The sequence below is a fragment of the Myroides sp. C15-4 genome, assembly GCF_050522745.1.
Classification (GTDB): domain Bacteria; phylum Bacteroidota; class Bacteroidia; order Flavobacteriales; family Flavobacteriaceae; genus Flavobacterium.
This window is the reverse complement of the sequence record NZ_JBMVQX010000003.1, coordinates 1-20,834: the sequence shown is the minus strand read 5'-3', so window position 1 is coordinate 20,834 and position 20,834 is coordinate 1. Positions and strand designations below refer to the sequence as shown.

At 38.9% G+C, this 20,834-nt stretch carries 20 protein-coding genes and 1 tRNA gene; 11 read left to right on the top strand and 10 right to left on the bottom strand.

Annotated features, from left to right (window positions below):
• Positions 1-47: 47 nt before the first annotated feature.
• Positions 48-482, bottom strand: coding sequence for a hypothetical protein (locus ACPDHL_RS01970; RefSeq protein WP_430531124.1), 435 nt, complete (start codon positions 480-482; stop codon positions 48-50).
• Between the two features lie 126 nt (positions 483-608).
• Between ACPDHL_RS01970 and ACPDHL_RS01965 the strand changes: the two genes are divergently transcribed.
• A complete protein-coding gene (locus ACPDHL_RS01965) occupies positions 609-791 on the top strand; it encodes a hypothetical protein (protein WP_430531123.1) in 183 nt (60 codons plus the stop codon).
• A gap of 531 nt (positions 792-1,322) precedes the next feature.
• Here the strand turns inward: ACPDHL_RS01965 and ACPDHL_RS01960 are convergent.
• The 4 genes from ACPDHL_RS01960 to ACPDHL_RS01945 all read right to left on the bottom strand — a co-directional run bounded on the left by ACPDHL_RS01960 (position 1,323) and on the right by ACPDHL_RS01945 (position 4,951).
• Positions 1,323-2,567, bottom strand: coding sequence for a PQQ-binding-like beta-propeller repeat protein (locus tag ACPDHL_RS01960; protein ID WP_430531122.1), 1,245 nt, complete (start codon positions 2,565-2,567; stop codon positions 1,323-1,325).
• Between the two features lie 64 nt (positions 2,568-2,631).
• Complete coding sequence (gene smpB / locus ACPDHL_RS01955) at positions 2,632-3,084, bottom strand: SsrA-binding protein SmpB (protein WP_430531121.1); 453 nt, start codon at positions 3,082-3,084, stop codon at positions 2,632-2,634.
• 347 nt (positions 3,085-3,431) lie between these two features.
• The gene (locus ACPDHL_RS01950; protein WP_430531120.1) at positions 3,432-4,010 is read right to left on the bottom strand and encodes a porin family protein; all 579 of its coding nucleotides are present in this window, start codon (positions 4,008-4,010) and stop codon (positions 3,432-3,434) included.
• Positions 4,011-4,153: 143 nt separating this feature from the next.
• Positions 4,154-4,951 (bottom strand): helix-turn-helix domain-containing protein, encoded by a 798-nt coding sequence (locus tag ACPDHL_RS01945; RefSeq protein WP_430531119.1) that lies wholly within the window; start codon positions 4,949-4,951, stop codon positions 4,154-4,156.
• 65 nt (positions 4,952-5,016) lie between these two features.
• Between ACPDHL_RS01945 and ACPDHL_RS01940 the strand changes: the two genes are divergently transcribed.
• From ACPDHL_RS01940 to hmpA, 6 genes are all read left to right on the top strand, one after another.
• Positions 5,017-6,177 carry an Atu1372/SO_1960 family protein gene (locus tag ACPDHL_RS01940; RefSeq protein WP_430531118.1) on the top strand — a complete coding sequence of 387 codons (1,161 nt, stop codon included), beginning with the start codon at positions 5,017-5,019 and terminating at the stop codon, positions 6,175-6,177.
• A gap of 830 nt (positions 6,178-7,007) precedes the next feature.
• Complete coding sequence (locus ACPDHL_RS01935; protein ID WP_430531117.1) at positions 7,008-7,985, top strand: hypothetical protein; 978 nt, start codon at positions 7,008-7,010, stop codon at positions 7,983-7,985.
• An 11-nt stretch (positions 7,986-7,996) separates the two neighbouring features.
• Complete coding sequence (locus ACPDHL_RS01930; protein ID WP_430531116.1) at positions 7,997-8,647, top strand: hypothetical protein; 651 nt, start codon at positions 7,997-7,999, stop codon at positions 8,645-8,647.
• Between the two features lie 11 nt (positions 8,648-8,658).
• Complete coding sequence (locus ACPDHL_RS01925; RefSeq protein ID WP_430531115.1) at positions 8,659-9,084, top strand: GNAT family N-acetyltransferase; 426 nt, start codon at positions 8,659-8,661, stop codon at positions 9,082-9,084.
• A gap of 103 nt (positions 9,085-9,187) precedes the next feature.
• Entirely contained in the window at positions 9,188-9,625 is a 438-nt protein-coding gene (locus tag ACPDHL_RS01920) for an RrF2 family transcriptional regulator (protein WP_430531114.1), read from the top strand.
• A 149-nt stretch (positions 9,626-9,774) separates the two neighbouring features.
• On the top strand, positions 9,775-10,974 hold the full coding sequence (gene hmpA, locus ACPDHL_RS01915; RefSeq protein ID WP_430531113.1) for an NO-inducible flavohemoprotein: 1,200 nt from the start codon (positions 9,775-9,777) through the stop codon (positions 10,972-10,974).
• Between the two features lie 103 nt (positions 10,975-11,077).
• Here hmpA and ACPDHL_RS01910 read toward each other — a convergent pair whose 3' ends face one another.
• Genes ACPDHL_RS01910 through ACPDHL_RS01900 form a run of 3 tightly spaced genes read right to left on the bottom strand, consistent with a single transcriptional unit; the run spans position 11,078 to position 15,050 of the window.
• Complete coding sequence (locus tag ACPDHL_RS01910; RefSeq protein ID WP_430531112.1) at positions 11,078-12,664, bottom strand: MFS transporter; 1,587 nt, start codon at positions 12,662-12,664, stop codon at positions 11,078-11,080.
• Complete coding sequence (locus ACPDHL_RS01905; RefSeq protein WP_430531111.1) at positions 12,661-13,713, bottom strand: HlyD family secretion protein; 1,053 nt, start codon at positions 13,711-13,713, stop codon at positions 12,661-12,663. The genes ACPDHL_RS01910 and ACPDHL_RS01905 overlap by 4 nt, the downstream gene beginning before the upstream one ends.
• A gap of 8 nt (positions 13,714-13,721) precedes the next feature.
• Entirely contained in the window at positions 13,722-15,050 is a 1,329-nt protein-coding gene (locus ACPDHL_RS01900) for a TolC family protein (protein WP_430531110.1), read from the bottom strand.
• 90 nt (positions 15,051-15,140) lie between these two features.
• Here ACPDHL_RS01900 and ACPDHL_RS01895 point away from each other — a divergent pair, with 90 nt between their 5' ends.
• The gene (locus ACPDHL_RS01895; protein WP_430531109.1) at positions 15,141-15,944 is read left to right on the top strand and encodes a helix-turn-helix domain-containing protein; all 804 of its coding nucleotides are present in this window, start codon (positions 15,141-15,143) and stop codon (positions 15,942-15,944) included.
• Between the two features lie 149 nt (positions 15,945-16,093).
• Here the strand turns inward: ACPDHL_RS01895 and ACPDHL_RS01890 are convergent, their stop codons facing one another.
• On the bottom strand, positions 16,094-16,516 hold the full coding sequence (locus ACPDHL_RS01890) for a PH domain-containing protein (RefSeq protein WP_430531108.1): 423 nt from the start codon (positions 16,514-16,516) through the stop codon (positions 16,094-16,096).
• A 216-nt stretch (positions 16,517-16,732) separates the two neighbouring features.
• Here ACPDHL_RS01890 and glyA point away from each other — a divergent pair, with 216 nt between their 5' ends.
• The 3 genes from glyA to pdxY all read left to right on the top strand — a co-directional run bounded on the left by glyA (position 16,733) and on the right by pdxY (position 20,376).
• Positions 16,733-18,013 (top strand): serine hydroxymethyltransferase, encoded by a 1,281-nt coding sequence (gene glyA / locus ACPDHL_RS01885; RefSeq protein ID WP_430531107.1) that lies wholly within the window; start codon positions 16,733-16,735, stop codon positions 18,011-18,013.
• 326 nt (positions 18,014-18,339) lie between these two features.
• Positions 18,340-19,497 carry a DegT/DnrJ/EryC1/StrS family aminotransferase gene (locus ACPDHL_RS01880; protein WP_430531106.1) on the top strand — a complete coding sequence of 386 codons (1,158 nt, stop codon included), beginning with the start codon at positions 18,340-18,342 and terminating at the stop codon, positions 19,495-19,497.
• A 39-nt stretch (positions 19,498-19,536) separates the two neighbouring features.
• Positions 19,537-20,376 (top strand): pyridoxal kinase, encoded by an 840-nt coding sequence (gene pdxY, locus ACPDHL_RS01875; RefSeq protein WP_430531105.1) that lies wholly within the window; start codon positions 19,537-19,539, stop codon positions 20,374-20,376.
• A 383-nt stretch (positions 20,377-20,759) separates the two neighbouring features.
• Here pdxY and ACPDHL_RS01870 read toward each other — a convergent pair.
• A tRNA-Tyr gene (locus ACPDHL_RS01870) sits at positions 20,760-20,834 on the bottom strand.

Sequence of the window (20,834 nt, the reverse complement as noted above, 5' to 3'; positions counted from 1 at the left end):
GGATGCTTTTTTTGGCTAAAAAAAGGTATGCTGATTTGTTGTTTATTTTAGATGGAAAGGGTATTGTACTGCTTTTCATTTAATTGAAATAAGTACTTATGCGCATTTGGCGTCCCAATAAAATACGCAGGCAAGTCCTGAAGAGCTACACCGTAAACCTGTAGTGCAAATTCACATACCACTAACTTAATTCCCGCTTTATTGGCCGCATCTAAGGTTGAACGCAAGTCGCTGTCGTTTAATTCCTGTACCATTTGCCCCATAATTACAATTTCGAAAGCAATTGCTGGATTGGCTTGTTTCATCTCTGAAGCAGTCATAATCGAAGCGCGTAAGTTTTTAGTCGATTGAACTAAAATCGCGTATTTGTCTCCTGTTGTTACTTGTGCTGTTGATACACTTGTTGGATGCACAAGGTGTGTCGCATTTACCATTGTTGTTGTACTCAGTAGTACGGCAATCGTCCCTAGCATTTTTCTCATAACGAATCTATTTGATGTTTGTTTGAAACAAATCTAGTCGATCTAATGAGGATCAACAGTAACAATTGTTACAGTAGACCAAAAAAAATAAAAGTATTTTTGAGGTACATATAAAATAGAAATAAGATGAATACCGTAGTGAATTACTTTAAAAAATGGACGCCTATGCGCTATATCCGCTTAGGACTTGCTCTCTTATTGCTAATTCAAGCCGTAGATGCCCGCATATGGCTTTTGCTCATACCCGCTGCTTATCTCATGATTCAGGCTGTTTTTAATTTTGGTTGTCAGAATAACTGTAAGTTGTGATTTTTTTGTTGTTTGACTTTTGGTTTTCGGCTTTTGGCTTTTGATTCATTATATCTAGTTGAAAAAGAAGATTCTCTTATGAAATATTAACTAGATGAGATAAACCTAGCAAAGAGCAAAGAGCAAACCGAAACGAAGTGTAGATTCATCGAACACCAGAACTTAGAGGAAATGGGAGATTGGAAAGTGGAAATGGGAAATGGGAAACCGAAACGCAGTGTAGGTTCATCGAACACCAGAACTTAGAGGAAATGGGAGATTGGAAAGTGGAGATGAGAAATGACGCACATCGCACAACGCACAACGAACAACGAACAACAAACCGCACAAAGAACAAACACCAAAAGCCAAACAACAAAACCTCCTTATAACAGAAATTCTTCTTATTTATTGAAAAAATCCTCTCATAACCCATTTCTCATAACTCATTTCTCATAACTCATTTCTCATAACTCATTTCTCATAACCCATAACCCATTTCTCATAACCCATTTCTCATAACCCATTTCTCATAACCCATAACCATAAAGACTAACGAACCAGCTTAATATAGTTCTCTTTGGGATTATCTTGAATCGAAGAGCGGATATACAGTAATTCTTCTTTATTTGTATTTAGGTTCAGTCGAACCAAACCTACTTCACAATAGAAGAAAGCATAGGTATCATCTTGAATTTCGATATTGGAAATTGGCGTGTTTTGCAGGTCGATTTCCTTTTCAATTTTGCCGTTTTTGGGGTTGACAATAAAGAAGGTACTCTTGTTGTTATAGGCGTATATTTTGTTGTTAAAAACCTCCATTTGTTTAAGTTCAAAGCGTCGGTCTGCTTGTTCTTTAAAAGTCACATCTGTTTGCCAAATGACAGCGCCATCTTTGGGGTTAATTGAGTAGAACGAACGACTTGTTCCCACCAACAGTTGATCGTTTACATAGGCCATCTTATGTCCAATTGTTCCTTCCTTCAAATCCATTTGCCATAGAATATCTAAGTTATCAGGATGTAATGCAAAGAGTTCGGCCCCTAAATCTGCAATAAAAACACGTGTTCCATCGCTCACAGGTTTAGAATACATGCCTCTTTTAAACCCTCTAGCATAGTGTGCTTTTCCTGTTTCAGCGTCAAAGTTGTACACATAGCCCGCATTGGGAACAATAACTTTGTTGTTGGTGTACAGGACAGGCATGTGATTGTAGGGAAATTCAAGTTTGTAGTTCCAAATATGATGGCCTGTATTTTTGTCAAAAGCATAGATGTTGCTGTTTTCATACTGGGTAACCAAGTACAGGAAATCGTTGTGGATTACTGGAATTTGGTTGATCATCATCTTGTTGTATTCGCTGTTTTTTAGCCCAATTTTAGCCTCCCAAAATACCTCACCCGTTTTGTGGTTTAACGCATAGAGTTCGCCGTTGAGAAAGGGAATATACACAACGCCATTTTCTAGAGTCAATTTATTGCGAGCGTAGGTGACAATCGAATCATATGCCTTGAAGTTCCAGTTGATTTTTTGTGTTTTTAGATTGAAGGATTTCAGTGTACCATCGTAGTCGTAAATCAGGATTGCATCTTGGTCTAAAGGAATCGTTTTGATCGGTGCATATTGCTCGTTGATTACAAAATCGTATTCCGTACCGATTTTATTGTTGGAATACTGATTGGTTTTGCTTTCGGGTCCCATAGTAGGCGGAATGCCTTTTTCTTCTTCTGAGGTGTGTTGACCTAGTACTGCTGTAGAAACCAGCAATCCCAAGGTTAATAGTAGCGTCTTTTTCATGTTTTTTGGTTGTCGTATAAAAAAAGCATCCCTGTTTGGATGCTTGTGTAATTTAGTCGCCGTCCTAATACGCTTTTTTCAAGCGATCTAGGGCTATTTTATTATCTCGATCTTTGATCGTCTCGCGTTTGTCGTAGTTTTTCTTTCCTTTACACAAGGCGATATCCAGTTTGGCTAAACCTTTCTCATTGATAAATAAACGCAAAGGAATAATTGTTAATCCTTTGTTTTGTACACTCTTATGTAAGTTTTTTAACTCTTTTTTATTCAAGAGCAGTTTGCGCTCTGTTTTGGCTTTGTGATTGAAGTGACTGCTGTTTGCATATTCTTCAATATGTGAATTGATGACAAAGAGTTCTAAATTTTGAAACTCACAGAAACTCTCCGCAATACTAGCCTTACCTAGTCGCAGGGATTTAATTTCTGTACCGGTCAGTACAATTCCAGCAGTATATTTATCTAAGATTTCGTATTCGAACTTAGCTCTTTTATTTAGAATGTTGATGTTCTTTTGCATAGCACAAAAATAATAAAAATTTAAAGTAAAACTATAGTTTGCGTAGAAACACTTGATGAGTGAACCAAAGGCATCGAATTCGATCTATAAACCAATACAAAAGGACAATTACAACCTACAGTCGTAGGATGCTTTTTAGATAGATCAAATGGGTTGTTTTTAGGTTGTACCCGTTTAGTAGGTATTATCGTTGTGCTACCTCTAGTATCCCTCTAGTATGTGTCCATAGTGCCTCTATTAAAAAGCCTGTTTTTAATAGAGGCACTATGGACTTACCTAAATGTAAACACAAAAAAAGGCTATTGCAATATCGAGCAATAGCCTTTTTTATATTGTAAAAGTAGGAATTAAAGGAATTTATATCCTACTGCAATAAACCAGGTATTCGGTTTTGATGAGAAACTTTTACTGATGTTGCTTAAACCACCGTCATACGATACGTCAACTGTGAATTTTAAAATATCAACCCCAGCACCTACGCGGTATCCGATGTTTGATTTGTCAAATTCGTTGAAAGCCTCATCTACAGCTCCTTTGGATAAATTGTTTAATACCACAGAGTAAACACCTCCACCAAAAAGTCTTACGTTATATAACGGACTTTTTAATAATTTGTACCCATAAACTACTGGGATTTCAATATTCTTTAGTGTTTTTTTATCACTACCGCCATTTGCAGATTCAAATTTAATACTTTTCTCTGTGTACATTAGATCTGCTTGGATATACGAGCGACTGATATTGATACGCGCCATAGCTCCAACTCCGAATCCAGAAGAATTTTTCGTGCTGTACTCTTTCGGATTACTCGAGAAATCAGTGAAGTTTAATCCCGTTTTAATTCCCACGTTGATCGGAGATTGTGCATAAGAATTAAAAGCGAATGCCGTAAGCATAATACTAAATAATAGGCTGAGTTTTTTCATAATCTTTTTTTTATATATGCGCTAAATTAAGTAAAAACCAATCGCTTACAAACAAAGTAGGTAAAAAAGTGCAATTGATTTGCAAAAAGACTTGTGAATAAAGCAGTAGTATAACTGTATTGGAGGGAAATAAACGGGATTTTTTATTTTCGACGCGGGGAGCTTTTCATAATGGTATGGTAGGAGGTTGTGAAAGCAGAAAGGCTTTTATACCCGACTTGAATGGCAATTTCACTTAGGGTATATTCTTGCTTGTCAAGTAATTCGATGCTTTTTAGAATGCGAATTAACTGGGTGTATTTTTGGAGGGTAATACCTGTTTCTTGTTTAAAGAGGCGTTGCAAACTACGAGTAGATAGTTGAGCAAGCATCGCTAGTTCATCCACCTTACACGTGATGTTATAATGTGCATTGATGTAATTGCAGACGCTTAATAAACGAGGATGTGAGGGTACTGGAATATGAAGGGACTCTTTTTCTTGACAAAATTCAGGTAAATTGCGCAGAATAGCCTGAATGAAGAGCGCTTGTTCAGGGTTGTCGTCCACTACTTGATTCCATTTGCTGGCATACAATAGCATTTCCTTTAATACAGGTGGTGCTAAAAAAACGTGTACCTGTTGAAAAAAGGCAAGATTGGGAACAGTCTTGAAGAGTGCCACCCTCAAATGAACCGTTTGTGCTTCTGAACTAATGCGATGTTCTTGATTGGAAGGAATCCAAATCACGTGGTTTTTGGGTACTAAATAGGTTTTTGCTCCGAGGTGGAAGTATTGATATCCTTGCTCTACATAGGTTAATTGACCGCGTTGATGCACATGTGTATACGCATCGTGTTTCCAATCTTGAACATACCAAAAGTAGGCGTCAATAGCGAGGTTATCCGTATATTCCCCTTGTTTTTGTTCGATTAAACCACATTTAGGAGTGTCGTTTTGCATATACTTTTTGGCAAAGTTAATAAAAAAAGCAAATGTACCTTTGTTTCTATAAAATTGAAATACACATGAAACAACTCACACTGTTCCTCTTCGGAACTTTTCTATTTTTATTTACATCAAGCAGTATGGCACAAGAGAAGCAAGCAACTATTTTAGTTCTCATTGATTCTGATCAGGGAGGAACCTATGCCTTGGCAAAAGAAATTGCACAAGGTGTGAATCAACAACCAGGTGCACAAGCCATCATTAAAAAAGTAAAAGCGAGTGATCATCCGCTGTTAAAGGATATTCCAATGGTTACAGTAGGTGAATTATCCGCTTATGATGGAATCGCTTTTGGTTCTCCTGTTTACTTTGGCAATATCAGTACGGGAATGAGCGCCTTTTTAGCGCAAACAGTAGACCTTTGGACCCAACGCGCCTTGGAAGAAATACCCACAACCGTTTTTATGTCGGGTGGAAGTGGTGCAGCGAATGAATTGGCCTTGCAAGCGTTTTGGAATACCTTAGCCGTTCACGGTATGCTATTGGTACCCAATGGAATTAGTGGATTTGATTCGATTGATAAAACTGTTGTACAAGGCCATTCCGTTTTAGGGATAACAAGTCCTGTTTCTCTGGCTCAGGTAGAACGACCTACTCCAGACGAACGCCGATTGGCACAAATCCAAGGGGAGAAATTGGCTCGAGTAGCAGTAGCTCTGAAAGGAAGTAAAAAACAAGGTCCACAAAAGGCAAAGAATACAGTAGGAAATAACCCACAAAAGGTAGATGTGAATCGCGTGTTACAAGAGAAAAATATTGAACTACCCAATCTCCCTCAACCCGTGGGCAATTATGAGTTGTATGCGCGAAGTGGAAATTTGGTTTTCATCAATCAAGTAGCTTTAAAAGATGGGAAAATATTCAATCCTGGAAAATTAGGCGTTGATGTGGATGAAGATCAGGTAAAAGCAGCAACCCAAGTGACTATGCTCAATGTCTTAGCGATTTTGAAGGATGCCGTTGGTGGAGATTTAAACAAAGTAAAACGCTGTGTGCAGCTAATTGGTGCTTTTAATACCGTAGATACGTATATACAACATGCCATTTTGATGAATCCAGCTTCTGATCTCGCCGTTGAAGTATTTGGCGAAAAGGGAAAACATACGCGAAATACAGGAGGCGCAAGTTCATTGCCTTTGGGGTCTAGTGTGTCGATTCAAGCCGTGTTTGAGGTAGAGTAAGGGGGGGGCTTTTGTTGTTTGCTCGTTGCTCGTTGCTCGTTGCACTTTGTATTTTGTATTTTGCACTTTGCACTTTGCACTTTGCACTTTGCGCGGTTTATTTCACTGATTTTATATTTTGTTTTGGTGTTCAATGAATATATCTCACTGATTTTATATTTTGTTTTAGTGTTCGATGAACCTCCACTTCGTTCCGATTTTCGCTACGCTACGATTTGTTGTTCGTCATTTCTCATTTCTCATTTCTCATTTCTCATCTCCCTTTTCCTTTAAGTTCTAGTGTTCGATGAATCTCCACTTCGTTCCGATTTTCGCTACGCTACGATTTGTTGTGCGTTGTGCGTCATTTCTCATTTCTCATTTCTCATCTCCCTTTTCCTTTAAGTTCTGGTGTTCAATGAATATATCTCACTGATTTTATATTTTGTTTTAGTGTTCGATGAATCTCCACTTCGTTCCGATTTTCGCTACGCTACGATTTGTTGTGCGTTGTGCGTCATTTCTCATTTCTCATTTCTCATCTCCCTTTTCCTTTAAGTTCTAGTGTTCGATGAATCTAGGAGTTGCTCTTTGTCTTTTGATAAAATTATTCTAGATAACGAACAACGAGCAACGAGCAAACAACAACGAGCAAAGAGCAAAGAGCAACGAGCAACGAGCAACGAGCAACGAACAAAAAAAACAAAAAAAATCACCCTCATTTTCCAATATATTGTATTTTTGAAAAAACAACCAACAACGGGCAAAAAGCAACTAACAAAAAAGCCCTGCGTTTCGCGCCTCATTCACCACCACCTTACACGAAAAAACGTCAACAAAAAATTACTCTTATGCGTAAATTATTTGGCCTTTTTTGGCTGCTTTTTTTCCTGTATTTCATTTTTGGTCACCCAGCTATTATTTATTATGGCAGCGAATATCCTAATCGGTATTTAGAGCATGAAAACCCAACGACTTCTCTCGTTTTATTGGGAATTAGTCTCGTCTTGTGGATGGGAATATGGCTAGTTTTATTGCGTATTGTCTATCGCTATACGCTTCAGAGAAAGTGGAACATCAACAAAATTAATCGAACGGGAAAGCGATTAGAGGCACGTATAGTACAGGCGAGTGGGAGTACAGTTTTTCAAGGAAATGATGCATTGAAGAACATCGTTTTATCGCTGCGTAATTTGGAGCAGGAATCCATTCAACACCAGATGGAAGTGCGTGATAGTCAACCCGAAAAACGACGATTTATGGAGGGGAAAATCATTCACCTTCGCGTGGATCCAACGTTTACGCAACAACCCTATGTGATTGTAGAAGGAAGCAAGGGAAAAGTGAATGTTATCTTTTTCATGCTGTGGTTGCTTTTGGTTGGGGGAGTTAGCTATTACTATGTCTTTTCCTATCAATTGGAGAGCCGTGGTTATGGTTGGCGCTTTCTTTCTATTACCCATCCACTAGTGAGTAGTGCGCTGTTTTTGATTCTATTCAGTGGTATTTTTTATCTAGTTTTTAAATTTTTGATCTTTAAGAAGCTGAATATAGGCGTGTCGAGTCTCGCATTGAAGTTTAAAGGTAAACGAGCGGTAGCACAGCTACTTCAACTCAAACAAACGGGAACCTATATCAATGAACAACCAGAAGTTGAATTTACGGTGGTTTATGTTGATCAGAGCGGCATGGAACAACAGGCGAAAATCAAAAAAATAGTGTCCTTGATTGAGCTAGGGGCTCTTCACATGCAAAAGGAGGGGATTGTTTTTTATGATCCACAAGATAAGACCAACGTGATGTTTGAAGCAGATCTAACTAACGAATAATTAGGAGAAGAATGAGTTTAAAATGGAGTATTTTGTTGTTCCTGTTGATAGGAATGAGCTCTTGTTCGGATTTCTTACAATCCATCGAAGATACGAAAAAGGGTAAAACCACAGTCGAAACTCCTGAGGTAAAGGAGGATATTGTAGCGGAACCAACGAAGGAAGTGATTGCCGTTGAACCGACGAACAAAACGCAATTTGCTGCACATCCGGAGGATTTAATAGCGGTAGAAGACGCCTTACGCGCTTTGCCTCAGTTTAAGGATAGGCCGATTTACGTGTATCAATCCATTCATTTTTACGATAATTATCGCGTATTGCTTCAAGTACAAAATCCAGATAATCCCAGCTATGTCGATGAATACTACTATGCTAATGAACAGTGGCATGAACCAAAGCCAATTGTTCTATCTAAACGCGATAACATTCAACAAGACTTAGTATCTTTAGATGAAATTCCCTTTGTACACGCCCATAATGTATATGAAGCACTCAAGCAAAAAGTAGAAGAGATTGGCGGTGATACATCCGATTTAACAGTATATGTCATAACGAGAAAGAATCGGATTCGCTGGTATCCACGCACGATTTCAACTGATCGCGCACGCTATGCAATCGAATTTAAAAAAGACGGAACATTGCTTTCATTTGAACAAGAATAAAAAATACAAGAATGCAAATTAGAAAAATGACAGTCGAAGATACAGCTCTTGTCGCTGATCTCTTAACCCAAATGGGATACCCCGAAACCTTGGACTTTTTAGCTGCTAAAATTGCTAAAATGAGCCAAAGTGCACAAGAAAAATTGTTGGTAGTAGAAGAGGAGGAGCAAGTGGTTGCGTTTATTTCATTGCATTGTATTCCACAACTGGCCGTACGCGGTGATTTTATGCGGATCAGTTATTTTGCTGTTGATGAACAAGTAAGAAGCAAGGGAATCGGAAAACAGATGGAGGATTATATTACCGCTTTAGCTAGGCAAATGGGATGTGATCGAATAGAACTGCACAGCCATAGCAGAAGAGAAAAAGCACACGAATTCTATTTGAGGCAGGGCTATGAAGAAGTGCCGAAATACTTCGTTAAATACTTGAAATAAAAAGACCTTGAAACCAAAGGCAATTGTTCGTACTATGGATAGAATACAGAAGATTTATCCTACCTTTGTTTTACAAAATACACAACACTAGATATAAGAAGTTATGGGAATTTTTTCAAAAACTTGTGAATATGCTTTAAGGGCGGTTTTATACATTGCTAAAAGAAGTGAGCAAGGGTATAAATCGGGCATAAAGGAAATTGCTCAAGAAGTCAATTCTCCTGAACACTTCTTGGCTAAAATCCTACAAAAATTAAGCAGAGAAGGGCTCATCCAATCTGCAAAGGGACCCAATGGCGGATTCTATCTCGAGAAAGAAGATTTTAATCGCCCGTTGGCTGAAATCGTAGAAGCTGTTGAGGGCAAAGAATTATTCGTTGGCTGTGCAATGGGATTGAGCTACTGCTCTGAAACAAATCCATGTCCTTTACATCATGATTTTAAGCAGATTAGAGATAATCTCGCCCATGTTTTAAAAACGACGTCTATTGGTCAATTCAACCAAGGACTTATCGATGGACACTTTACCTTGAATAAATAAAATAAAGAATTTAAAATTTTTAGTTCATTTTATTTGAATAAAGGATAAAAATATCTTTTATTTGTAACAGAGCGCTACCAAATGAAAATTGGTGTAGCTAATTAAAGGATAAAAACCTCTTTTATTTTATAATTTAAAACTAAAATCAAATGACAACTGAGCAAAAAGAACTCGTAAAATCAACTGTTCCCATTTTAAGAGCCCATGGCGTGGTGCTAACCAAACATTTTTATCAACGTATGTTTATTCATAATCCGGAGTTAAAACACGTGTTTAACATGGGAAATCAACAAAATGAAAAACAACAAACGGCTTTAGCGATGGCGGTATTGGCTTATGCAGAGCACATTGAAGATCCCAGTGTATTATTTCCCGTTGTAGATTCCATCGGTCATAAACATACGAGTTTGGATATTCGTCCAGAGCATTATGCTATTGTAGGAAAGCATTTAATAGCTTCAATCAAAGAAGTATTAGGAGAATTGGCCACAGATGATTTGTTAGGCGCATGGGCGGTTGCTTATCAAGAATTAGCGGATTTGATGAGTGGACATGAGCAAAATATCTACAATCAAAAAGTCAATGAAAAAGGAGGATGGACAGGCTGGCGACCTTTTGTAGTTAAAGAAAAAGTAGTCGAATCAAGTGAGATCACTTCGTTTTATTTGTATCCAGCAGATCAAGGACCTATTGCAGACTTTAAACCGGGACAATACTTGAGTTTGCGTCTTTTCTTACCCGAATTAAATCTCTTGCAACCTCGACAATACAGTATTTCCTGTGCACCTAATGGAAGATACTACCGCATTTCGGTGAAAAAAGAAGCGGGTAGTCAACATCCAGATGGTTTGATCAGCAATCGCCTACATCAAGTGATTCAAGCTGGAGATGTAGTGGATCTTTCTTCTCCTTCGGGTGTGTTTGTCTTGCAAGACACTCAAGCAAAAACCAAAGTATTCATCAGTGGAGGTGTAGGGCAGACTCCTTTATTAGCGATGTTAGAATCCATTACCCAACAAGAAAAGGAAACCGCAGTGAAATGGATTCACGGTTGTAGAGGTGAAGAAGTGCACGCTTTTAAACAATACGTGGCAGCCTTAGAAAAAGACTACCCCCAGTTAAAACAACATATCTTTTACGATAATCCAGCAGAATCTACTCCTGCGACTTACAAAGGTTGGGTAGAATTGGCGCAAATTGAAGATGATATCTTGTCGCAAGAAGCTGAATACTACATTTGTGGACCGCGTGGATTTATTGAAAAACACTACCAGTATCTGGTGGAGCAAAAAGTAGACAAAACAACTATTTTCTTTGAGGAGTTTGGTCCTGCTTCATTAGCTTTATAGTTTTTGGAAATGGTAAGTAGTGAGTAGTGCCATTTACCACTCACTACTTCCCATTCACCATTCACCATTCCCCACTTACCACTCACCATTCACCATTTCCCATTCAATACGGAATAAAACTCTTACTCAATCGAGTAATGACTTTCTTTGTGGGTTTGGCTAGTAAAACCAGTAGGATCACTCCGAGTAATCCCCAAATCATCCAGCTGTAATAGTTCATCGAAGCACGAGAACTGATTTGTTGTAGGATATGGGTATTGTACAGTTTCGTTGCTAAATGTACACCTAAAGTAGGGTCCTTTCCATCTAGTAGAATTTGTTGTTGCACTTGATGGAGGGTCTGTTCATGTAGGGGATTTAAGGCTGATACATATTCGGCGGTTCGATTGTAGTGTACACTTTTTGTAAATAGTTGAAAGTAATTGATCAATCCAATGGTGACAGAGAAGCTCAAAAATCGAAAGCTAATACCCAAAAAAGAAACAGCATTGGCAATAGCTGGTGGAATAGAAGCTGCGGTGTACACAATGAGTGGTATATGCAGCGCTGCTATAGCCATTCCCTGAATGAAAAAAGGCAGGATAAAATGATCTACATCTCCTTGATTGGAGAATAGAAAATAAACTTGTACATGATACATCAGCAACAAGCTAAAACCACCTAAAACGAGATACTTAATGGATGTTCCATGGAGTAATAAACGAGACGTAATGAGGAGCCCTATAAAAATACCAATGAGGTTACTGAGGTAAATCGGCGTTAAGAAAATGGATTCGACTCCTAATGTTTGTAGATAGGTATAGGCAAATCCCGTTGTTCCCTTAAAAAAATAGTACACCATCAGCAGTAAAATACCCAAGCAAAAATCTTGGTAACGAAAGACGCCTAAGTTGATAAAAGGACGTTTTAAGCGCAATTGTCTCAGGATAAATAAGACAATGGATACAATCGTTAGTCCTGTGAATACTCGCAACGGACGGTGTTCTAGGTAGTTGAGTTTTTGTCCATACACAAAGATGTAACCTATAGAACAAATAATGAGGGAAAAATAAATATAACTTATCCAGTCTACTTGGTAGAGGGGGAGTTTGGGTCTGAGGTGTACATTGTTGGTGGTCACCAATAGGAGTATTGTGCCTGGTATTTGCAGTAAAATTAGCAAATACCACATAAACTCAAAGGGATAGGATTGCAGCAGATAGCTGCATAAAATGGCACATAGTGGAACACAGACCAATAGGGTACCATAGAAAATCGTATAGCCAATTACTCTTGCTCTAGCGGAGTTTAATCTTGGAAATAAGAGATTCAAACAAATACTACAAAAGAGGGCACAAACAGCTCCTTGAATAAAGCGACAAACAAAAAACACGGTGAGATCTCTACTCAAGGCGCAGATTACATAGGTCACGGTATTTATCGTTACCCCTAACATCAAGTAGTTGCGCAGGGTAAAGTACTTCACCAAACGATCATCTAAAGGCAAAAAACAAACCAATGCCCCGTACATCAGCAAGACGGAATATTGCACATCACCGGGTTCAATACCGTAGTACCCCATGGTTTCAGTTGTATTGCTGTAGTAAAAAGCAAATACAGCTAAGGCAGGAAACAACAGTAAGAAAATGGTCACGCGAATGAGGTAATCGGGCACCCAGGTTTTGAAGGTTGGTAGTGGTAGTTTTTTCATATTTTATCGATGTAAACATTGGCATTCATTCCAGCTGATAGGTTGGATAGTGTAGATAAATCTTCTGTCAGTTTAATGCGTACAGGAATGCGTTGAATAATGCGCACAAAATTTCCTGTTGCATTATCGGGAGGTAATAAGGAGTAGCGTGAACCCGTAGCAGGGGAGATGGATTCAATCTCACCTTGAAATTCCGTATCGGGAAAGGCATCTAAGGTAATACGAGCCACTTGCCCCACATGGAATTTTCCGATTTGGGTTTCTTTAAAATTGGCAACAATCCACTTGCCACTTTCTTCATTGACGATGAAAGATAGGGTTTGGCCCGCTTGGATTAATTGCCCTTCTTGAATGGTTTTTTTTCCAATTCGACCCTTATAAGGCGCGCTAATTACAGTATAGCCCATATTGAGTTGATCCTTGGTCAACGAGGCTTCTCGTTTTTTAATTTCAGAAGTTGCTGCTAATTTTTGTGCTTTGACATCTTCAATCTTAGCAAGCGCCACTTGGTAGCTGTCTTGGGCTACTTGATGTTCGGATATTGCTATGTCCAAGGCGGTTTTTACATTGTCAAACTGCTGTTGAGTTGTCGATTCTTCCGCAAGTAAATTAGCATAGCGTTGAAATTCTTGTCGTTGTCTGGTTAATTTGGTCTGAGCTACTTTGATTTGCTCTTTGGCTACTTGCGCATGACTTTGGAGCGTATAGATGTTGGCATCCAAAATAGATAATTGCGCTTGTGCCTGTTCTAAAGAGGCCCTTGTCTCAGAAAGCACAGCACCATAATCACGGTTGTCTAGGACTACTAGGGTATCTCCAGCCTGAACCAATTGGTTCTCTTCAAAGTAAATGCGCTGAATATAACCGCCTACTTTGCTGTTAATCGGATTGACATATTGCTCCACTTGAGCGTCATTGGTCGATTCGTATTTGATGTATTCGATACTGGCAAGTAAACCGTAAATGGTTAGTCCGCCGAGTATAACTAAGGCTATAATCTGTGTGCCTTTTAAAATGATATGGTCTGTTTTTGTTGTATGTTTATTCATGATGATACTTATAAATTACCGATTACTTTTTGGATTTGATAGTATTCAATTTTGGCGTTGATCTTCGCATTAGTACGATTAAATTGCGCTTGTAAAACTTGTGTTTCCGCATCTAATAAGTCGATGAGTAACGCCTGTTGATTGAAGTAACTATTGCGAATAATACGCAGGGTTTCTGTTGTTTGTACAATGTTTTTCTCCGCTAACTCAATGCGGTCTAAACTCTCCTGATACTTGATAAAGTAGGTTTGCAATTCGTTTTTTACCTGATCAATTCGATCTTCTTTGTCTACCTGACGCTGTAGAATCTCAATCGCTTGGCTGTTCTTCTTGTGCTTGGTATGGTAAATATTCGATAGAGGAATACTGAGTTTTAGTCCCACTTGTCCAAGTCCGTAGAGCGCTTGTGTATAAGGGTAAGATTTGTTTTGAGGGTAGCTCAATCCGTAGTCAGCAAAAAGCGAGAGCTTAGGCAGTCGTGTGGCATTAATTTGCTTTAGTGCTAGTTCTTCTTTTTGAATGTCGTGATCCGCCAATTGAATGGCATAGGCTTGTTGTAGCGCTTGATCTAAATTTTCCTCATACGTTGCGATCAAGGGTAGCTTGTCCAAGTCAGGATAAAGTGGGACAAGGGGATCGGAAGCAGCTCTTCCCATAAACAGATTCAATTGCTGAACCACTAACTCAAGGTTGTTTTCAATTTCTTTCAACAACATCTGATGATTGGAAAGTGTTACCTCTGCACGCAATACATCACTTTTGAGGACAGTGCCGTTTTGATACAAGCTGTTTATGTCTTTCAACTGCTTTTGATCTTGTGCAATTTCTTTTTCAACGAGTGTCTGATAATGCAGCTGTAGGACCAAGGAGAAAAATAATTTGGTGCTTGCTATTTTAGCTTCTGCAGTTGATTGGACTAAGGCAATTTGCAAGGAAGCTAGTTCTACTTTTTGTATTTGAATAGCTCTGTTTTTTTGCTGCCCTTGATATAGGGTAATATCGGTGTACAAAGAAGTGCCGTATTGTGTAGACTTAAGAGGAACTACGGTTGGTTGATGGAGAAATCCGTCTTCATATAACGGCATATCCGAGCGTTTACTGTAATGGCCATCTAGTTGTACTGTTGGTAGTTTACTGCTTTGTGTCTGCTTAATATCTTCTTTTTTTTGCTGGGTTTGCAAGCGAATTAACGCTAGTTTTTTATAGTTTTCCTCCGTGTATTGCCATACTTTTTGTAAATCAAACGCAGGGGAAGACTCCACATTTTCTTGTCCGAGTATAGTATGACAACCCAGGATAAAAAAGAGCAAAAAGGCGAGGTGTTGACTTTGTTTCATTGTTTCTAACATTTGTTTGGTACAAAATTAAATTAGAATGATTCTAAGTATTTTATATAACAAGCCAATATTTTACTTATTTTAGCCAATATGAAAATCCTAGAACAAGCCGAGAAAGATATTGATCAATATCCGAAGAGTATTTACATTATGCGAGAGCAATTGGAGCATCGTTTTCCCCCGCATAAGCACAACAAAAGTCAGATATTATTAGTATCTGGAGGGATTGCCTATCTAAAAACGAAGGAAAGGGAATACTATATTCCTGCTCAACATTACGTTTGGATTCCCAAGGGAACCATCCACAATGTAAAGTCAAATACAACGGAGGTTGTGTTACTCAACATCTATTTTCATGAGGAAGAAATGGACCACAAGTATCATTTTATGGAGAAATTGGGGATTTATCCTGTGAGCCATTTGATGTATGAGATGCTGGTGTATGCTAGGCAGTGGAAAGGCGTAATTTTTCCTGATACTTGGGCCTATGAATTTCTTACGACGATGAAGCATTACATTATGCAAGATCCTGGAAGGCTTTTTTCTATTCAATTGCCAACAACAACAGATCCCCAGCTCTTGGCTATTGTCGATTTTATGCATCAGAATGTAGGAGAATCGTTAACATTGAATTATTTAGCTGAAACATTTGGCTATAGTGTGCGTTCGTTAACTCGTTTGTTCAAAACCCATTTGGATCTCTCTTTTTTACAATATCTCAAGATGTTGCGCATGGTCAAAGCCATGGAATTATTGATGGAGACTAATAAAAACGTAAGTGAAGTAGCCTTTGAAGTAGGTTATTCCAGTATAGCGGCTTTTAGCAATACCTTTCAACAACTCGTCAATATACGACCGAGTGATTTTCAACTTACTATGCGCACTAAGTCCTAAGGAAAATGAACTAATTTGATTCCGCGCGTTGTGGTGTATGCATACGAAATACAGATTCCGTTACTTTAGTTTAGAAAACTTCAGTGTTATTGTAGAATACGCTGGGAGTGAAAGATTCGGTTGTAAAAAATGAAGTACTTGCTAAATGATTATTTATTTTTAGGAAGGAATACAACCCTAGGATTGCTTTCTTGAATCTGCTCAATAAAGTCGATTTGGTTTTCTGGAGAAATTAGAATGCTATCAAAAGTATTATACCAAATTTCTAAACGTTGATTAGATAAAGCCGGTCCACTGACTGTACTTTTTGATTCTTCTATCTTGCGAATGCTTTGTATGGGAATGTTTTTAGTGACACATATGCCTCCTTTTATGTGTAAGTTATTTTGCGTCCTGTCAATTTCATAATAGGTCTGATAGTATACATCAGTGAGCATCACTACTACGATTATGGCGATCAACCAAATGTACCAAGTTCCAGCAAAAAAGGCCCCAATAAAACTAGACACGCCTAGGATTAGAAATAGGATTTTGGTTGCTGAAGAAACTTTACTTCTGTATTTCGTTCTCATATTCCTTATTGATTTAAAAGACAGCCAAAGATAAATAAGTTTGAATAATTGCAAATGCGCTAAGTTGTAAATTTAAAATAAAACTGGACTACCTAGTATTGTGAATCTGTGTCATTCTAATACTCCATGTTAGCCTTACTTTTGTGGTCAAATTGACACAAGCAGGTGCTATCTCGACTGTTTGGATTTGTTTAACTACAACGTAATGCAGTAATTATGATTAACAACAACAACAAGCTTTTATTTGAATTAATCAAACGTGAAGAAACACGTCAACGCGAATCGCTGGAACTCATTGCATCTGAGAATTTTGTCAGTGAAGATGTTCTACGCGCAAACGGTTCTATTTTAACCAATAAGTACGCAGAAGGATACCCAGGGAGACGGTACTATGGTGGATGTGAATATGTAGATTTAGTGGAGAATATGGCGATAGAGAGCATTAAAACAATCTTTGGGGCTATGTATGCAAACGTACAACCGCATTCGGGATCTCAAGCCAATTTTGCTGTTTTCTCTGCTTGTTTACAGCCAGGGGATAAGATATTGGGTTTTGATCTAACCCATGGAGGGCATTTGACTCATGGATCGTCGGTAAATTTTTCCGGGAAATTATATGAGCCTGTTTTTTATGGCGTAGACCCCGTTACCCAGCTATTAGATTATGATGCGATACAAGCGATTGCTTTAAAAGAGCGACCAAAGATGATTATTGCTGGTGCGAGTGCCTATTCAAGAGAAATTGACTACAAGCGCTTTAGAGCAATTGCCGATAGTGTACAGGCGATTTTGTTGGCAGATATGGCGCATCCTGCTGGTCTTATCGCTAAGGGATTATTGAGTGATCCGATTCCGCATTGTCACATCGTCACCACGACTACCCATAAAACCCTACGTGGCCCTCGTGGAGGGGTAATCTTGCTTGGAAAAGATTTTGAGAATCCCCTGCAGCTTAAAACGGTAAAAGGAGAAGTCCGAATGATGTCATCTGTACTTGATTCTGCTGTATTTCCTGGTAATCAAGGGGGACCACTTATGCATACAATTGCGGCAAAAGCAGTGGCTTTCAACGAAATTCTAACGGATGAATTTACCACCTATGCCCATCAAATTCAAAAGAATAGCCGTGCCATGGCAGATGCCTTTTTAGCGAAAGGATATTCCATCGTTTCTGGAGGAACCGATAATCATTTGATGCTCGTTGATTTGAGTGCGAAAGGAATCACTGGAAAAGAAGCTGAATTGGTTTTAGAACAAGCGGGTATTACGCTCAATAAAAATATGATCCCTTATGATTCTCAATCCAATTTTATTACCTCAGGTATTCGAATTGGAACACCAGCCGTGACTACTCGTGGGCTAAAACAACAAGAAATGTATGCAATCGTCGAATTGATTGATGAGGTATTGAAAAATAAAGACAACGCTTTAAAACACCGTCAAATTAAAGAAGAAGTTCATCATTTGATGCAAAATTATCCCATGTTTGTGCTGTAGTCTTTGCTAAGTCGCTTTAGCTTGACTGCTACATAAAAGCCCAAGCAAAAGGGAGTGCATGTCTGATTTGTTATCTAGTTGTACCTCGTAGTTGTTGACTGCGAGGTATTTTTTTATTGGATAAAGGTCTAGGGAAAATGAAGAAGAATTATCGTATAAAATAAGTTAACTGGACTATTGTAAAGTTTAAAACTGGTATGCTTGTAGGAGCCATATTACGACTACTTTTGTCCCATAAATAGAAAGCCCATTCAGATGAAGCGACAAGCAATACCTGCTTCGCTAATCAAGGGCGGTATTGACAACTTAAAAAAGAGAAGCAGCAGATGGGTACAATTCAAATGGTAGATTTAAAAAGACAGTATCAAAGTATTCAAACCGAAATAGATGCAGCAATCAAAGAAGTGATTGACAGTACGGCTTTTATCAATGGTCCAGCAGTGAAGAATTTTGCTGCTAATTTAGGTGCGTATACCAAAGCAAAGCACGTAATTCCTTGTGGAAATGGAACAGATGCGTTGCAGATTGCCCTAATGGCACTGGATTTAAAACCTGGAGATGAAGTGATTACTCCTTCATTTACATTTATTGCTACAGTGGAAGTAGTTGCCTTACTGGGATTAACACCCGTATTTGTAGATGTAGATCCCGATACGTTCACCATCAACATGGAAAGTTTGACACAGGCTATTACGGCCAAGACTAAAGTCATCATTCCCGTTCATTTATATGGACAATGTTCCAATATGCAACCGATTATGGATTTAGCGAATGCCCACGGAATTGCAGTCATAGAAGACAATGCGCAAAGTATTGGAGGAAATTATATTACAGATGATGGGATTAGAAAAACGGGAACAATAGGCACCATCAGTTGTGTGTCGTTCTTTCCTTCTAAAAACTTAGGTGCTTATGGCGATGGTGGAGTAATTATGACCAACTCGGATGAATTAGCTGCGCGAATGACAAAAATTTGCAACCACGGGTCAGAACGACGTTATTATCACGAAATTATTGGGGTGAATAGTCGATTAGACAGCATACAAGCCGCTATTTTAAATGTAAAACTCAAATATTTAGACCAGTATTGCGATAAACGAAGAGCCGTAGCTGCGTTTTACAATCGGGTGTTTGCGAATAATAAACATATTAAAACGCCTTTTGAACCTGCTTATAGCCACCATGTATACCATCAATATACCTTGATCCTAGAAGGCGTAGACCGGGATGCAGTACATCAAGCCATGGCTGAACGAGGTATACCCACCATGATTTACTACCCCGTTCCTTGTCATCAACAAGAAATGTTTACCGCATTACAAGATCGTGAGTATGAGCTAGCGCACACAGAATATCTGGTGTCGCGTGTCTTGTCGTTACCCATCCACACAGAATTGACCGAAGAAGAATTGGTGTTTATCAGCACCCAATTGATCGAAGCAATCGAAGAAGTGAAAGAAAAACAAGTAAGTACTGCCGAGTAATGGTAAAAAAGAAGTTTAATTTTTTGTAGGTATAATATGATGCAGAAAAAAACAATTGTCATTCACAGTAAAGTGGCGTACGGCTATGTGGGAAGCAATACCACGTCCCTTGTTTTACAACTAGCAGGGCAGGATGTGATTTCCGTTCCCACGGTGGTACTATCTAATCGCTATGGATTGCCAACGGTAGGAGGAGGACTCTTACCCGAAACCTTATTTCAAGAAGTATTGGATGGTATATTGAAGTTGAATATACTCGATGAGGTATCGACCATCGTAACGGGCTATATAGGTTCAGCTGCACTGGTAGAACGAACAGCAGATTTCATTACCCAGATTAAAAAAAGTCACCCGACTATTGTATACCTATGCGATCCCGTGATGGGAGATCAACCCCAAGGATTGTACGTCAACCAAGAAGTCCCCAACGCTATTGTGCAGTATTTACTGCCTTTAGCGGATGTGTTGACACCCAATCAGTTTGAAATGGAAACCTTAGTACAACAAAAGATTAGCACAGAAAAACAAGTGATCGATGCTATAGCGAATCACCCCGTACTCCAACACAAAGATATGTTAGTTACAGGCTGTCGATTTGCAGAGGCAACGGATACATTGCAGATTATAGTAAAACAAAAAGAGTCTTATGACCGAATAATGGTAAACTACGTGCCTCTTGATCCACCTGGTACGGGTGAACTCTTTGCAGCCTTGGTTTTGCTGTTGAAATCTCAAGAATACGACGCCTATAGCGATTGTGCTAGAGAAGCAAGTAGGTTGATTAACCATGTACTACAACGTATGCTGGAGGAACAGAGAACGGAATTTGATTTACGGGATATCGCAGCCGTACATCGGGAATTTCAATTGATTTATTGATGAGTGAGTGGTGAATGGTGAGTGGTGAGTGGTGAGTGGTGAGTGGTGAGTGGTGAGTGGTGAATGGTGAATGGTGAGTGGTGAGTGGTGAATGGTGAGTGGTGAATGGTGAATGGTGAGTGGTGAATGGTGAATGGTGAATGGTGAGTGGTGAGTGGTGAGAAATGGGAAATGGGAAATGGGAAATGGGAGGTAAATGGTAAATAGTTTAAGAACCGACACAACCAACAATGAACAAACCGCGCAACGAACAAACCGCGTAACGAGCAACGAGCAAACCGCGCAACGAGCAACAAGCAAACCGCGCAACGAGTAACGAACAAACCACTCGAAACGAAATAAAAAAAGCCTTCTAATTTGTATTAGAAGGCTTTTTTTTGGTGTGGGGAGAGCAGGATTCGAACCTGCGAAGGTTTCCCAACGGATTTACAGTCCGTCCTCGTTGGCCGCTTGAGTAT

Bases quoted from the DNA above. Each gene is read 5' to 3' on its own strand.
- ACPDHL_RS01970 (WP_430531124.1), bottom strand. From the start codon at position 482: ATGAGAAAAATGCTAGGGACGATTGCCGTACTACTGAGTACAACAACA.
- ACPDHL_RS01965 (WP_430531123.1), top strand. From the start codon at position 609: ATGAATACCGTAGTGAATTACTTTAAAAAATGGACGCCTATGCGCTAT.
- ACPDHL_RS01960 (WP_430531122.1), bottom strand. From the start codon at position 2,567: ATGAAAAAGACGCTACTATTAACCTTGGGATTGCTGGTTTCTACAGCA.
- smpB (WP_430531121.1), bottom strand. From the start codon at position 3,084: ATGCAAAAGAACATCAACATTCTAAATAAAAGAGCTAAGTTCGAATAC.
- ACPDHL_RS01950 (WP_430531120.1), bottom strand. From the start codon at position 4,010: ATGAAAAAACTCAGCCTATTATTTAGTATTATGCTTACGGCATTCGCT.
- ACPDHL_RS01945 (WP_430531119.1), bottom strand. From the start codon at position 4,951: ATGCAAAACGACACTCCTAAATGTGGTTTAATCGAACAAAAACAAGGG.
- ACPDHL_RS01940 (WP_430531118.1), top strand. From the start codon at position 5,017: ATGAAACAACTCACACTGTTCCTCTTCGGAACTTTTCTATTTTTATTT.
- ACPDHL_RS01935 (WP_430531117.1), top strand. From the start codon at position 7,008: ATGCGTAAATTATTTGGCCTTTTTTGGCTGCTTTTTTTCCTGTATTTC.
- ACPDHL_RS01930 (WP_430531116.1), top strand. From the start codon at position 7,997: ATGAGTTTAAAATGGAGTATTTTGTTGTTCCTGTTGATAGGAATGAGC.
- ACPDHL_RS01925 (WP_430531115.1), top strand. From the start codon at position 8,659: ATGCAAATTAGAAAAATGACAGTCGAAGATACAGCTCTTGTCGCTGAT.
- ACPDHL_RS01920 (WP_430531114.1), top strand. From the start codon at position 9,188: ATGGGAATTTTTTCAAAAACTTGTGAATATGCTTTAAGGGCGGTTTTA.
- hmpA (WP_430531113.1), top strand. From the start codon at position 9,775: ATGACAACTGAGCAAAAAGAACTCGTAAAATCAACTGTTCCCATTTTA.
- ACPDHL_RS01910 (WP_430531112.1), bottom strand. From the start codon at position 12,664: ATGAAAAAACTACCACTACCAACCTTCAAAACCTGGGTGCCCGATTAC.
- ACPDHL_RS01905 (WP_430531111.1), bottom strand. From the start codon at position 13,713: ATGAATAAACATACAACAAAAACAGACCATATCATTTTAAAAGGCACA.
- ACPDHL_RS01900 (WP_430531110.1), bottom strand. From the start codon at position 15,050: ATGAAACAAAGTCAACACCTCGCCTTTTTGCTCTTTTTTATCCTGGGT.
- ACPDHL_RS01895 (WP_430531109.1), top strand. From the start codon at position 15,141: ATGAAAATCCTAGAACAAGCCGAGAAAGATATTGATCAATATCCGAAG.
- ACPDHL_RS01890 (WP_430531108.1), bottom strand. From the start codon at position 16,516: ATGAGAACGAAATACAGAAGTAAAGTTTCTTCAGCAACCAAAATCCTA.
- glyA (WP_430531107.1), top strand. From the start codon at position 16,733: ATGATTAACAACAACAACAAGCTTTTATTTGAATTAATCAAACGTGAA.
- ACPDHL_RS01880 (WP_430531106.1), top strand. From the start codon at position 18,340: ATGGGTACAATTCAAATGGTAGATTTAAAAAGACAGTATCAAAGTATT.
- pdxY (WP_430531105.1), top strand. From the start codon at position 19,537: ATGCAGAAAAAAACAATTGTCATTCACAGTAAAGTGGCGTACGGCTAT.